General features: G+C 63.9%; 13 protein-coding genes and 1 pseudogene. All 14 read right to left on the bottom strand.

Going from position 1 to position 13,697, the window contains the following annotated elements; translation table 11 throughout:
• Positions 1-200: 200 nt before the first annotated feature.
• Positions 201-410 (bottom strand): hypothetical protein, encoded by a 210-nt coding sequence (locus VAR608DRAFT_RS20255; protein ID WP_088955687.1) that lies wholly within the window; start codon positions 408-410, stop codon positions 201-203.
• 484 nt (positions 411-894) lie between these two features.
• Complete coding sequence (locus VAR608DRAFT_RS20250; RefSeq protein ID WP_088955686.1) at positions 895-1,731, bottom strand: enoyl-CoA hydratase-related protein; 837 nt, start codon at positions 1,729-1,731, stop codon at positions 895-897.
• Between the two features lie 581 nt (positions 1,732-2,312).
• On the bottom strand, positions 2,313-3,446 hold the full coding sequence (locus VAR608DRAFT_RS20245; protein ID WP_088955685.1) for a CaiB/BaiF CoA transferase family protein: 1,134 nt from the start codon (positions 3,444-3,446) through the stop codon (positions 2,313-2,315).
• A gap of 2 nt (positions 3,447-3,448) precedes the next feature.
• Positions 3,449-4,414 carry a Bug family tripartite tricarboxylate transporter substrate binding protein gene (locus tag VAR608DRAFT_RS20240; RefSeq protein ID WP_088955684.1) on the bottom strand — a complete coding sequence of 322 codons (966 nt, stop codon included), beginning with the start codon at positions 4,412-4,414 and terminating at the stop codon, positions 3,449-3,451.
• A 285-nt stretch (positions 4,415-4,699) separates the two neighbouring features.
• Positions 4,700-5,635, bottom strand: a complete 936-nt coding sequence (locus tag VAR608DRAFT_RS20235) for a LysR substrate-binding domain-containing protein (RefSeq protein WP_172843880.1) — start codon at positions 5,633-5,635, stop codon at positions 4,700-4,702.
• Between the two features lie 216 nt (positions 5,636-5,851).
• Positions 5,852-5,899: pseudogene (locus VAR608DRAFT_RS38070) on the bottom strand (hypothetical protein); the annotation flags it as partial.
• Positions 5,900-6,031: 132 nt separating this feature from the next.
• Entirely contained in the window at positions 6,032-6,976 is a 945-nt protein-coding gene (locus VAR608DRAFT_RS20225) for an SDR family NAD(P)-dependent oxidoreductase (protein WP_172843879.1), read from the bottom strand.
• 29 nt (positions 6,977-7,005) lie between these two features.
• The gene (locus tag VAR608DRAFT_RS20220) at positions 7,006-7,800 is read right to left on the bottom strand and encodes an enoyl-CoA hydratase/isomerase family protein (RefSeq protein WP_088955682.1); all 795 of its coding nucleotides are present in this window, start codon (positions 7,798-7,800) and stop codon (positions 7,006-7,008) included.
• A complete protein-coding gene (locus tag VAR608DRAFT_RS20215; protein ID WP_088955681.1) occupies positions 7,797-8,225 on the bottom strand; it encodes a MaoC/PaaZ C-terminal domain-containing protein in 429 nt (142 codons plus the stop codon). The genes VAR608DRAFT_RS20220 and VAR608DRAFT_RS20215 overlap by 4 nt, the downstream gene beginning before the upstream one ends.
• Positions 8,222-8,680, bottom strand: a complete 459-nt coding sequence (locus tag VAR608DRAFT_RS20210) for a MaoC family dehydratase N-terminal domain-containing protein (protein ID WP_088955680.1) — start codon at positions 8,678-8,680, stop codon at positions 8,222-8,224. Before VAR608DRAFT_RS20210 ends, VAR608DRAFT_RS20215 begins: the two co-directional genes overlap by 4 nt.
• Positions 8,681-8,690: 10 nt before the next feature.
• Positions 8,691-9,884 carry a lipid-transfer protein gene (locus VAR608DRAFT_RS20205; RefSeq protein ID WP_088955679.1) on the bottom strand — a complete coding sequence of 398 codons (1,194 nt, stop codon included), beginning with the start codon at positions 9,882-9,884 and terminating at the stop codon, positions 8,691-8,693.
• 34 nt (positions 9,885-9,918) lie between these two features.
• Positions 9,919-11,466 (bottom strand): class I adenylate-forming enzyme family protein, encoded by a 1,548-nt coding sequence (locus VAR608DRAFT_RS20200; RefSeq protein WP_088955678.1) that lies wholly within the window; start codon positions 11,464-11,466, stop codon positions 9,919-9,921.
• 5 nt (positions 11,467-11,471) lie between these two features.
• Entirely contained in the window at positions 11,472-12,473 is a 1,002-nt protein-coding gene (locus VAR608DRAFT_RS20195; protein ID WP_157731063.1) for a Bug family tripartite tricarboxylate transporter substrate binding protein, read from the bottom strand.
• A gap of 127 nt (positions 12,474-12,600) precedes the next feature.
• Positions 12,601-13,695, bottom strand: a complete 1,095-nt coding sequence (locus VAR608DRAFT_RS20190) for a thiolase C-terminal domain-containing protein (RefSeq protein WP_231972904.1) — start codon at positions 13,693-13,695, stop codon at positions 12,601-12,603.
• Between the last annotated feature and the right edge of the window lie 2 nt (positions 13,696-13,697).

Raw genomic sequence — 13,697 nt, 5'->3', positions numbered from 1 at the left:
TCGGGCAAGCGGGTTCGACACCATCGGGAGCGGGCTGCCATCACCTGATAGGAATTTGTGGATTCGTGCTTAGTCCGGATTGGAGAACGCTGACTCTTACCGACTCACCGCGCGTCTTGCGCTAGTTCACATAAACTGAATATCCGCTGCGAGGCCAGCTCGGTGACCGTCAGTCATGGGTTCTTGCGTCGCATGCATCCTCACATGCGCATACCGATAGGCTGTACCTCCGGCGCCGCCAGTTCCCGGCCGACTACTGCGCGGGCAAAGAGGTATTTGATGCGCGCGCGGTCGCTTAGCTCGTTCAGATCGACGCGGCCTCTGGAGTCGCAGGGAAATGCATAGCCGCAGCGGCTGTCGAACAGTGACTGGAAGCGCAACTCGTATTGCATGGGTGAGGAACCGATCATTTCATGTCTCCTGTGCTTTCCGTGATGAAGGATAGTCGCGAGTGCCTGGGATGAATAATGATCTGTTGCGATAGCGAGCATCATCAAGATTGATCGCCGTCTCATCGGTGCACTCCGGGCGCTTAGCCAAAGTCGCGAAGGGTCAAAGTCCCTCACCAAGCCGCTCAGGATGCTCCATTGAGGATCGCCCAGGGGAAGGCACGCTCCTGTCTCACCGCCAAACGAGCGGTGCGGGGAGAGAGTTCAAATTCATGGAGGCGTTGGCATGAATGGCGAACTCGACATCGGCCTGTTCATGAAACGGGCGCGGGTGCTGCAGGAGTTGTTTGGCGACGCGATGTTCGACACAGGGCGGGCCGCCTCTCGGCTCAACGAAAGTTGATCGCGACACCCGCGCCCGCCTCGGTCAGTGCGAGCGCCGTGGCCTGCCCGATACCCCGGCCTCCGGCCGTCACGAGCGCCACGCGCCCTTCGAATGACAGATTCACTTCGATCCTCCCCCGCTTTCTCGATAGTCCCCGAATTTCCCGTCGCGCACGGAAAGGGCATGCCGCACTCCCTTGGAGAATTCTTCCCGATAGGCGATGCTTGACTGCGTGAAGAACGCGAGTGCCTGCATCTCGGTACCTGCACGGATGGCGGCGCGGACGCCCATGATCTCCATGGCTCTGTGGGTCGCGCGCTTGTTGAATTGCTGAACGTCGGGGGGGACCTTTGCGACACGCTCGGCCATATCGAGCACCTTTTCCTCGAGTTCCTCAGGAGCGAAAGCGCGATTTGCAAAGCCTTTCGCGACGGCTTCCGCTCCGCTAATGGAGTCTCCGGTGAGCATCATCTCCATCGCGTTGCGCAGCCCCATCAGCCATGGGTGGAACTGCATGTCAGGCGGGCTCATGCTCCGCACCGGCGGATAACCGATCTGTGCGTCGCTCGCGACGTAGACCAGATCGCAGGCAGTTGCGAGCTCGCTGCCGCCTGCGAGGCAATATCCGTGGACCTGGGCGATCACCGGCTTCGCGAGATCCCAGATCCGGAACGCCCCTTCGACGACATGCCGCGGCCACTGGCCGAGCCCGTCTGGCGTGTAGTACGGTTGGCCCTGGTCGTTTCCTCCACCCAGTTGATAACCTGAAGAGAAGCAAGTACCGGCGCCGCGGATGATGCTCACACGCACGGAATCGTCCCGGTCGGCCGCCTCGAGCGCCGCGAACAACTCAGTTCGGAGAGCGTTGGAGAGCGCATTGCGCTTGTCGGCTCTGTTGAGGGTCAACCTGCGGACCAGGGGGCGCGGGTTGTCGATGAGAAGTAGGGATTCGGACATAGATCACTCAAAGAGTTGAGGGGTTCAGTTCGGCTTGAACTTCACACGTTCGATCTGCCTCGCCCAGATCGAACGGTCACGGTTCAGATCCGTTCCAGTACACGTCCGGTGGAACTGGCTCAGGCAGCTCGTAACTAATCCCGTCTACAGCAGCCTGGAAGGACTGGTCCTGCAACAGCGCATTGATTGCGGCATTGAGTTTCAGGATACGGTTGGCGGGTGTGCCGGACCTGGCAGCAATCCGACTTTTTGGGCTTACAAGGACGGCACCTGCGCAGTGGCCGCTATGTTGAATCACACCACAGCTGCTGCCCCCCCGAAAGCAGCGCTCGTCTCAGGGCATCGGACACAAGACGCTGGCCGTGCTTTCCGACACGCCGTTGTCTCGCGAGCTGTCGAAGGTGACGCGCGGGATGGGACTCTCTTGTTCAATTCGTATCGTTCACTCATTGGTGTCTCAGGGTACTAGAGGCAGTTTGTCCGCGGGCCATTCCGCTGCTCAAATGAGGATCTGTCACATGGCACGAGGCTGGCTCACGAGGGGCTCGCCAGCGCTTGGCTCAGATGTCAGCCGCGAAATTTCAGCAGACGCCGTTGACGCGAAATTCATCTATCTCCTCGCCGCTGAACCCGAGGTCTGCAAGGATGGACATCGTGTGCTCACCTGGTGCGGCGATGCGGCCCGCATAGCCGGGTGTTCCGCTCATCCGTGGCGCAGGGGCGGGCTGCGTGATACCGTCGATTTCCAGGAACGCGCCCCGTGCCACGTTGTGCGGGAACGCCGGCGCCTCGCGCATGTCCAGTACCGGTGCGATGCAGGTGTCCGCACAGCCCAACAACTCGCACCATTCGTCGCGTGTACGCGTGAGAAAGGTCTCCTCGAACACCCGCCGGGTCTCCGGCCAGCGCTGTTCATCCCACTGGCTCTCGACCAGCGCTTCAGGCAAGCCGCAGCGGCGCAGCAGCTCACGATAGAAGTTTCCTTCGACCGCCCCGACCGCCAGCCACTTGCCGTCGGCGCACCGGTAGCAGCGATAAAACGGCGAACTGCCATCGAGGAAGTTCGCACCTCGCTCCGCTTTCCAGCGCCCCATGGCAAGGTACCCGTACAACATGCTCATGAGGAGCGCGGAGCCATCGCTCATCGCCGCGTCGACCACTTGCCCGCGACCGCTGCGCTGCGCTTCGATCAGCGCGCAAGCCATGCCAAAGGCAAGGAGCATGCCGCCGCCACCGAAGTCTCCGACCAGGTTCAATGGCGGCATCGGCGGTCGGTCCGGATCGCCCATGCCATACAGCGCGCCGGAGATGGCCATGAAGTCGATGTCGTGGCCGGCCCGGTGGGCCAACGGCCCCTGCTGACCCCAGCCTGTCACTCGCCCATATACGAGAGCCGGATTGCGAGCCATGCAGGTGTCCGGCCCCAGGCCTATACGCTCCATCACGCCCGGCCGAAAGCCCTCTACCAACATGTGAGACTGCTCCACGAGTTTGAGAACCACCGAAGCGGCGCCTGGACGCTTCAGGTCCAGCGCGATCGATCTGCGCCCGCGCTGCAAGACATCCGCCGCGCCGGACCCTGCGCGCGGCCGCTCGCCCTTGCGCTCAACGCGGATCACGTCCGCGCCCATGTCGGCCAGCAACATCGCGCAGAACGGAGCTGGACCGATCGCGGCGATCTCGACGACTCGCGTTCCCTTGAGTGGCCCCTGCATGTCTATTCGGGAAGGATGCCGGCTCGCTGAACCACGGACGTCCACTTCTTCGTTTCGGCGGCCTGGAACGTGGCTAGCTCCGACGGAGTTGTCAGCGCTACTTCAGCTCCTTGCGAAGCCAAGCGTGATTTCAGTTCGGGCTGACTCAGCACCCTTGCCGTTTCGGCGTACAGCTTTTGCACAATGTCCGATGGGGTGCCGGCCGGTGCATACAGCGCGAACCAGGTATAGGCGTCGAAGCCCTTGACGCCGCTCTCGTTCAGAGTTGGCACTTCCGGCATAGCTTCGGTTCGCGTCCCGGTACTCGCGGCCAGTACCTTCAACCGCCCCGCCTTGACGTGCGGAATCACGACCGGACCGAGCTCGATCATCATCTGAACTTGGCCGCCGATGAGGTCCGTCATCGCTGGGCCGCTTCCGCGATAAGTGATCGGCACGACAAACAGGTTTGCCATGCTCTTGAGCAGCTCCATGTTGGTGTGCTGCGAGAACCCGTTTCCCGTCGACGCGTAGGAGTACTTGCCTGGATCGGCGCGAACCTTCGTGAGGAATTCCTTCATACTGTCGACGCCCAGACTGGGATGCACGACGAGGTAACCAGGCATCTTCACCAGCCTGGCCACGGGGGCGAAGTCCTTGTCAGGGTCGTAGCGCAGCTTCTTGAACATCCCCGGGGCCACTGACATTGGCCCCGTGGAGCCCACCACTAGCGTATAGCCGTCGGGGGCAGACTTCGATGCCGCCTCCATACCGATGGCCCCCCCTGCCCCGGCACGATTCTCAACCACGAACGGCTGGCCCAATGCCCGTTGCAAGCCTTCTGCCAGCGCCCGCGCCACATAGTCATAAGGACCACCCGGTGGAGCAGGCGCGATGATCTTGATAGGGCGGCTTGGCCACGTGTCCGCGTACGCAGCGACGGAGATCGTCATCGCAGCGGCTACGGCAAGTATTCGAAATGCTTTCATGCCAGTCTCCTTCGGTAGCTCTTGTTGAAGGGGCAAATCGGCGTCAGCGGAAAGATGACCAATACGACTGCCGTTACCGCAGGCGCGGTACACCGCCGATCATCGGTACCGAAGGCGATCGCGGCAAAGGACGATTCGTCACGTGGCGTGAGCTTTAGTCACGCGACCAGCAGCGCGCCTATGTCCCACGATAAAGCCTTGAAGGCGAACGGTTAGCACCCGGCTCAGTATTGCGCGGGGATAGGGGCCGAGATGCTAGGGCTGGGCTAGAAGGCGCCCAGTCACCTACAGATTCCACCCTCTGGACCGGGCCCATTCCTCGATCGATCGTTCGGTATCACAGCCTTCCTGCTCCAGCCATCCGCAGAACGTGGCGATGAGGGGGTAGGCGTCGGATTCTGTGGCGAAGCTGGCGTAGTAGTCGCGGCGCTTGATACCCAGCGGGCCGAAGGGCGCGCACAGCTTGCCGGAGATGATGTCGTCGAGGACGAGGAACAGCGGAACGAGCACGATGCCGAGCCCCTCGCAGGCCGCCTGCAACGCGAAGTACATCTGCTCGAACTTCAGCGAGTTGGCCGGACGCACCTCGCAGACTCCGGCTGATTGCAGCCACTCGTGCCAGGGATAAGATTCGGTCGCGTAGTTGATGATCGTATGTCGCGCGATGTCCTTCGGCTCGAGCAAAGCCCCTCCTTTGAGTAAGTCGACGTGGCATACGGGAAGGATGTGCTCCGACATGAACCGGGCCGCGCCACAGTCCGCCGCCATGGCTTCATGTGCACCCCGAATGGCAACGTCGTAAAGGTCGGCCTGGAGATTCGGTCGTTCCAACGACGTCATGAGACGGATCTCGACGTCCCGGCGGCGGCGCTGGAACCCTGACATTCTGGGAATCAGCCAGCGCATGGTGAAGGCGGGGGGCGCGCTCACGCGCAGGCTCGTCGATGACCGCTGCCCCAGGACGTACATTGATGCCAACGCAAGCCGATCCAGCGCGGCGGTGACCTCCGGCAGATACCTTCGCCCCGCGTCGGTGAGTGTCAGTTGCCACGATGATCGTCGGAACAGAGGCCGGCCGAACCATTCTTCGAGCAGCGCCACCTCTCGGCTGATCGCACCGTGTGTGACGCAGAGTTCTTCGGCCGCCTCGGTGAAGCTGACATGCCTCGCCGCGGCTTCAAAAGCGCGCACCGCATTCAACGACGGAAGTTTCCTGATCATGTCCCCTCCTTGCAGAGACTGGTTGCTTCGGAATGGCCAAACTTGCATGGCGACCTCGCCCTCTAGGCAGCGGAGGACTCTGCAGGCCCGCCCCGAATAGCGCAAGATTCTGGAAAGTGCGGTCAATGCCAAGCGCTGCGCGGCGATGACTGGACTGCGCGCGAGCGAGTGCCCATTGAATTCGATGGCCCCGGCCTGGCAGGGGTAGAGACCCGACAGGCAATTGAACAGGGTGCTCTTCCCGGCGCCATTCGGGCCGATCACCCCCAGATTTGCCCGCGCTGGAAATTGAACGAAACACCATCGAGAGCGACGATCCCGCCAAAGCGCACCGTCACTCCATCTATGCGCAGCAAAGGTTCACGAGGTGCTCTGCGGTTCAAGGCGTCCGACCACTCAGATAGGGTCCCAGCGGAACACGTCACCCGAGCGGTCCAGGCTGTGGTACTGCGCCCGCAGCGCCGGCAATGCGTGATCGGCCACGCTGCGGGGGGTCCAGCCCTCCCCTCGGTGCACCGAGCGCACCGGCCGCGGCTGGCTCATGAGAAAGATTTCGTTGTTGCGCACAGCGAAGATCTGGCCCGTGGTGTCCGCTGCGAAATCGCTTGCGAGGCACACAGCCAGCGGTGCGATCTTCGCCGGCGTCATCTCCTTCAGGCGATCCACGCGTGCTTGCTGCTCCGGCGTGTCCGTGGGCATCGAGGCGATCATTCGGCTGAAGGCGAACGGCGCAATGCAATTGGAACGCACGTTGAACTTGCGCATGTCCAATGCGATCGACTTGGATAGTGCGGCAATGCCCATCTTGGCGGCCGCATAGTTCGCCTGACCTATCTCGCCGATCAGCCCCGAGGTCGAGGTCATGTGGACGAAGCAGCCGGACTCATGGTCCTTGAAATGGTTTGCGGCCGCGCGGCTCACGTGGTAGCTGCCGTAAAGGTGCACCTTGATGACCGCGTCCCACTGGTCATCACCCATCTTGTGGAAGAAGCCGTCGCGCAGAATGCCTGCGTTGTTGACGACGATGTCGAGGCGACCGAAAGCATCCAGCGCGCACTCCACCATGCGCCGTCCGCCCGCCGCATCGGCCACGCTGTCGGTGTTCGCGGCGGCCTGACCGCCCAATGCCTTGATCTCGTCCACCACGGCCTGGGCCGGCCCCGCGTCGCGGCCTTCGCCATTGAGGGCCGCGCCAATGTCGTTCACGACCACCCGCGCACCTTCGCGCGCCATGGCCAAGGCAATGTCACGGCCGATGCCGCCGCCCGCGCCCGTGACCACGGCCACCTTGCCTTGCAGAATTCCGTCGGCGCCCGCCGGCGCTTCCTGTGTGCTGTCCATATGATTGCTCCAGTTGGGTCTTGCCGCGGTCATGTCGCGGCGGGCCAGTTGAAAAGGGGTGCCTGTTTTTCCAGCAGGCGATTGACAGCGGTGCGATGACCCGGGGTGCCCATGGCCAGCGCCTGCGCCTGGGCCTCCGCGTCCATCAGGGCAGCGAGTTCGCCGCCTTGCGGCGCCAGGTTGCGCTTGATCATGCTCACGGCAGCCGGTGAAGCCTGGACGAGGCTGCACGCGATTGCACGGGCGCGCACGAGCAGAGCGTCGGCAGCGACGATCTCCATCACGATACCGAGGCGCTGCGCCTCCTCGGCATCGAATTCCCGGGCTGACAGCATCAGTTCCTTGGCTCGCTGCACGCCGACCACTCGAGGCAGCGTGTAGAGGCAGCCGCAGTCAGGCACGAGGCCGACGCGCAAGAACGACGCGCTGAATCGCGCGCGCGGCGTGGCGAGCACGAGGTCCGCCGTGAGAGCGAGGCTCAGACCTGCGCCAGTCGCCATGCCGTCCACAGCCGCAACTATCGGGCGGTCGAGCGAGATCAGGTCGCGCACCCAATCGTTCATATCCTGGAACCGCTGCAGCCAGCCCTCGTTATCCAGGCCCGCGCCAGCAAGCGCCCGCAGGTCGCCACCTGCACAGAAGTGCCCTTTCGAGCCGGCCAGGATCACAGCCCGCACGTTGCGGTCACGCCGGATGGCAATGATGGCTTCCGCCAACTGTGCGCGCATGATGGGATCGAGCGCATTGCGGCGCTCGGGCTGGTTGAGCGTCAGCTCGGCAACGCCTTCGTTAACGTTGAGCATTACGCTTCGCAGTTCGCTCATGGCGCCTCCACCTGTTGCAGCGAAACCAGCGCCTCGCCTTCGAGCTTGATCTCGCCCTGCTCGTTGGTACTGGTGAGCGCCACGCGCGCCAAGCGCTCCGGCGCCTGCTCGACGATCTCGACAACGTGCCCGCTACAGCGGATGCATTCGCCGATTCGCGTGATCGCCGCGAAGCGCACCTCCAGACTGCGGATCGCACGCTGGGGTACCCAGCGCGTGAGCACGTGGCCAAGCCAGGCCATGGAAAGCATGCCATGCGCGAAGACGTCCTGCGTGCCGGCTGATCGGGCGTAGTCGATGTCTACGTGAATCGGGTTATGGTCCCCCGACGCTCCGCAATAGAGCGCGAGCGCGAGGCGTGAGACTGGCTCCGGCTCGAAAGCGGGCAGTTCAGCCCCCACTTGCAAGGATTCGAATACCTTCATGCGTGTGCTCCGACTGGATGGCGCACGACGGTCACGAATCGCAAGTCAGCGACGTGCGTGCCCGCCTGGTTGCTGACGCGCGTAACACGCGCGACGAATTCGAGCGCGCCGCCCTTCTTGTCCCAGATGTTCTCGATGCGCGGCTCGAAAGTGAGCACATCGCCCGCATAGGCCATCGCGTGATACCGGAAGCCCTGCTCGCCGTGCAGCAGGAAGCGATAGTCGAGGCCCAACAATTCGCGCACGGCGGCCGGATTTGGCCCGTCCATCTCGAGGCAGAACAGGAAGGTGGGCGGCACGGGCAAGCCGCGGTGCCCTACGGCGCGAGCGGCCGTCTCGTCCGTGTAGATTGGGTCCGGCTGGCTCGTTGCCTTGGCAAAAAACCGCAAGCGGCCAGCTTCTACAGCCACCGAGAATGGTGCCAGAGCATGCCCGATGAAGCGCTTGTCGATCACGCTGCTGCCCTCAAGCGCGCTGGTAGAGCGTGACGACGCAGGCTCCGCCAAGCCCCAGGTTGTGCTGCAGCGCCACGCGCGCGCCTTCGACCTGGCGCTGATCGGCCTGTCCCCTCAACTGCCACACCAGCTCTGCGCACTGCGCCAGGCCAGTGGCGCCGAGTGGGTGGCCCTTGGACAGCAGCCCGCCCGAGGGATTGACGACATAGCGGCCGCCGTAGGTGTTGTCGCCATCGAGCACGAACTTCTCCGCCGTGCCGGGTGCGGTCAGGCCCAGCGCCTCGTACGAGATGAGTTCGTTGGCCGTGAAGCAGTCGTGCAGTTCGACGACATCCACATCTTCGGGACCGACGCCACTGCGCTCGTAGACCCACTTCACCGCTTGCGCTGTCATGTCATACCCGACCAGCTTCCGCATGTCGTTGCTTTCGAAACTGGACGGCGTATCGGTGGTCATGGCTTGGGCTGCGATCACCACGCTCATGTCCAGACCATGCTTGCGCGCGAAATCAGCCGAACACACGATGGCCGCTGCCGCGCCGCAAGTTGGCGGGCAGCATTGGTAGCGCGTCAGCGGATCGAACACCTTGGGCGATGCCATCACCTCTTCGAGCGAGAGCACTTGTCGGAACACGGCCAGCGGGTTACGTGCCGCATGCTGGCGCGCCTTGACGGAGATGCGCCCAAACGTCTCGGGCTGAGTCCCGTACTGCGCCATGTAGTCGCGCCCTGCGCCGCCGAAGAACTGGGCGGCGCGCGGGGTCTGCGGCTCGTAGCCCTGGTGCGCGGCCATCGTGTCGGCAAAGCGCTGCATGGGCGACGGGCGATCGTCAAAAGCACCCTTCAGTGCGCCGGGAACCATCTGGTCCATGCCCAACGCCAGTGCGCACTCCACCGCGCCGCTCTCCACCGCCTGACGCGCCAGGAACAGCGCGCTGGAGCCGGTGGCGCAATTGTTGTTGACGTTGAAGACCGGGATGCCGCTCAGCCCGACCTGGTACAGGGCTGCCTGGCCGGCGGTGGAGTCGCCATAGACGTAGCCGACATGTGCTTGCTCCACGAGCTGGTAATCCAGCCGGGCGTCATCGAGGGCAAGCTTCACTGCCCGCGCGCCCATGACGTCGTAGGGTTCGCTGGTGCCCGGCTTGGTGAATTGAATCATGCCGACGCCCACGACGTGGACGGGGCGGTTTTGGTAGTTCATCGATCTTCCTTGGAGGAAATGCAAAAAAAGGGGATCACACGGTTGCGCGGGACAGGTACTCATCGCGCAACCGAGTCTTCAGGACCTTGCCGGCCGCCGAGAGCGGCAGGCTTTCGACAAAGGCGAAGCTTTTCGGGCACTTGTAGCCTGCGAGGCGTGTGCGGCAGTGGTCGCGCAGGGACTCGCCATCCGACGTTGCGCCCGGCCGCAGGATGACGACGGCGTGCACGGCTTCGCCCCACAAAGCGCTCGGCACGCCGATCACGGCGCAGGCGGACACGGCCGGGTGCGCCATCAGCGCCGCCTCGACCTCCGCGGAGTAGACGTTCTCGCCGCCGGTGATCACCATGTCCTTGAGCCGATCTACCACGTAGATGTGGCCGGCGTCATCGCGCCATCCTGCGTCGCCCGTATACAGCCAGCCGTCGCGTAGCGCGGCTGCGGTTTCGGAGGGCTTGTTCCAATAGCCTTGCATGACGGCCACGCCGCGCAGCACGATTTCACCGACGTCTCCCGGTGGCAAGTCGCGACCACCGGAGTCGATGATGCGGAGTTCGGCGCCGAGGCCGACACGCCCCACGGAGCGCACTGCCTCGCCCATCTCCTTGCGGTCTGCCTCGGTGAAGGGGCCCAGCACACTCACCACGCCGGAGGTCTCGGTCATGCCGTAAGAACTGCAGAAGCCAACATGCGGGAGCGCGTGCATGGCCCGATCTAGCAGCGCAGGAGGCATGGGCGACGCACCGTAGGAGAGCCGTTGCAGGCTGCGCAGCCGGCCGGCGTGGAACGCGGGATGGTCCAGCAGCATCTGAAGCATGCTGGGCACGAGCACGATGTCCGTTACGCCGTGGCGCTCGATCGCCTCAATCACGGTTTCAGGGCGGAACTGCGGCTCCATGACATTGCTCGCGCCGAGCACGAGCTGCATGACAAACCGAAATAGCCCGGAGACGTGAAAGAACGGCGTCACCAGCAAGGCCACGCTGTCGCGTGGGCTGAACATTTCCGCCAAGCGCGTGAGCGCACCACACCAGAGATTCGCGTGCGAAAGCATCACGCCCTTCGGGAAGCCGGTGGTGCCGCCCGTGTACAGGATGGCCGCCAGTTCATTGCCGCCGCGCCGCACATCGGTGATCGGTTCGCAGGACTGCAGCAGCGCTTCGTAAGAAAGAAGCCCTTCCGCATGAGATGCGTTGCCGGCATGCACGACCTGGCGCACGACTGCCGCGGCAGCCCGGATCGCATCAACGAGCGGCAGGAAGGCGTCATCCACTACCAGAACGGCCGAGCCGCAGTCAGTGAGCGAGTACGCTATTTCGGTCACGCTCCAGCGCGTGTTCACGGGCGCCGCGACCGCACCGGCCCACCAGATCCCCAGCAGCAATTCGACATAGCTGTCGGAGTTGTGCGCCAGGATCGCGACACGGTCGCCGGCGCGCACGTCCAGGCCCTGGAGCATGCCCGCGACCCGGCCGGCGCGTTCAGCCAGCTCGCGAAACGAGTGCGTCTTGCCCGCGTAGATGGTTGCGGGCTTTTCCGGAAACTGCTGCACGGCCCGATGCAGTCCTTGGGTGAGGTACATCGTCGTCATTCCAGTGTGATGCCCAGTTCTTGCACGAAGGCCTTCTCTCGAGCGAACTCGCGCGCTGCGGATTGCGCATAGGCTTCACTACCCAAGTACTCGGGCACCTGGTCGTTCTGTTCCATCAGACGAAGGTAGGCAGGATCGCCCATCGCCTTATGGAAGGCGTCGTGCAGGCGCGCCACGATCGCAGGATCCATATTCCGCGGGCCGATCAGGCCAATCGGTGAGGTAACGACGATGTCGTAGCCCAATTCCTTCAGTGTTGGAATCTGCGGCCAGCGCTTCGGCCGCGTCTCGCCCATCGTTGCCAGGACGCGCACTTTGCCCGACTCGAGCAGCCCCCCCCAGCCGGCGTCCGAATACACGGCAAGGTGGCCACCCAGCAGGTCGTTTGCCACTTCCGCCGTTCCCTTGTAAGGCACGAAATTCAGGCGCACGCCGGCTGCCCGGGCGAGGCGCTCCAGGGCCACATGGCCGCTGCTGCCACGACCGGTCGCACCGTAGGCGATGGCGCCGGGCCGGGCGTGGGCGTCATCGAGCATGTCCTTGAGGGTCCTCCAGGGAGCATCGTCGCGCACGACGATCCCGAACGAGAACCCGCTCAAGCCAATGATGTAAGTGAAGTCGTGCAAGGGGTCGTAGCTCACCTTGGTGAGGTGCGGCAAGCGCAACAGGGTGCGCACCGCCAACGCGATCGTGTAGCCATCGGGTGCCGAGTTGCGAGCCATCGCGACCGGCGCGAGCGTGCCGCCATTGCCCGGCCGGTTCACAACGACGATAGGCTGGCCAAGGTCCTTCGAGGCCGCAGCGGCGAGCGCACGCAGCTGTCCATCGGAAACTCCGCCGGCCGGAAACGGCAGGATGAGCGTGATCGGGCGGGCGGGAAAGTGATCGGCCGCACGCGTCGGCACGGAGGCCAGCAGCGTGCAAGCTGATGCAAGGGCGAGAAACAGCCTGCGACCACGCAGGGTCGGAAAGGCGGCATGTGTCGTGATGCGGTGCATGGTCAATCCTGTTAACCGTTGTGAGAACGTGCAGAGCGAACGCTGCGCAATGTAGGTCCGCCAGCACGAACACGCGAGACAAGAACGCTCAAGCTGCATGAGATTTCCTGACAACTAAGCATTGCACTCACCTCTCTTCGGCCCGATACAGCGTCACGACGCAAGTGCCGCTCTTGTGATCCACGGAGTGCTGCAACGCCGTGCGGGCGCCGTCCACCTGCCGCAGGCGAGCCGCGCCACGAAGCTGCCACACCAACTCAGTGCACTGCGCCAGCGCGTTCGCCGCCCCGGCGTTGCCAAGGCCCAGCAATCCCCCAGATGGATTGGTGACCACGAGCCCCCCGTAAGTGTTCTCGCCGTCGAGCACGAATTGTTCTGCGCTGCCCTTCGGCACAAGGTGCAACGACTCATAGGCGAGCAGTTCGCTCGCAGCGCAGTCGTCATGCAATTCGACCAAGTCGAGATGCTCCGGCCCGACGCCAGCCTCCGCATACGCCTTCCGCGCTGCGCACTCGCTGGCCCGCGGCACATCGTCGCCACCGACCATTCGTTCGACGCCCTGAGCGGCAATGGACACACGCTTGTCGAGCCGATGCCGGCGCGCGAAGTCCGCGCTGCACAAGACCGCGGCCGCAGCGCCCGCGCGGGGCACACTGCATGTCAAACGCACAAGCAGCTCCTCGAATGCGTCCGACCTCGGGATCTCTGACAGTTCCATGCCACGCCGCTCGGGCGCTAGCGGATTCCGCGCGGCATGCAACCGGGCCTTCCCCGCGATGCGCGCGAACGTTTCCTTGCGCGCTCCAATCAGCCTCATTTCAGTGCATGGGGAGCAGGCCGGGGCTTCGACGTGGGCGCCGCTTGGCTTGGAACAGGCGCCGCCCGCCTGCACGCCCAGGACGAGCGCGCACTCCAATGACCCCTTCGCGACTGCTTCGCGAGCCCGACATAACGCCTGGGCACCGCCGATGTCATCTGGGCTCACACGGAATGCAGGAATACCGGCCATCTCCGCAGCACAGGTCGCGGCGAAAGGCCAATCCGCGCCCTGGTTTGCGGAGGCCACCAATGCGCGTTGCACCAGGCTGCCGTTCAGTGATGCGTCGGCCAGCGCCGCGCTAGCGGCGTGTGCGCCCAGCAAAGCGGCATTGGTGTCCGGCTGCGGGACAATGAAAGGGGCCAGGCCCACGCCGGCCACATGTACGCTGCGGTTCATTGCCATTG

Origin of the sequence: Variovorax sp. HW608, assembly GCF_900090195.1 — a bacterium.
Classification (GTDB): Bacteria; Pseudomonadota; Gammaproteobacteria; order Burkholderiales; family Burkholderiaceae_C; genus Variovorax.
The sequence above is the reverse complement of the archived record's forward strand: the minus strand, read 5'-3'. Positions and strand labels throughout refer to the sequence as shown.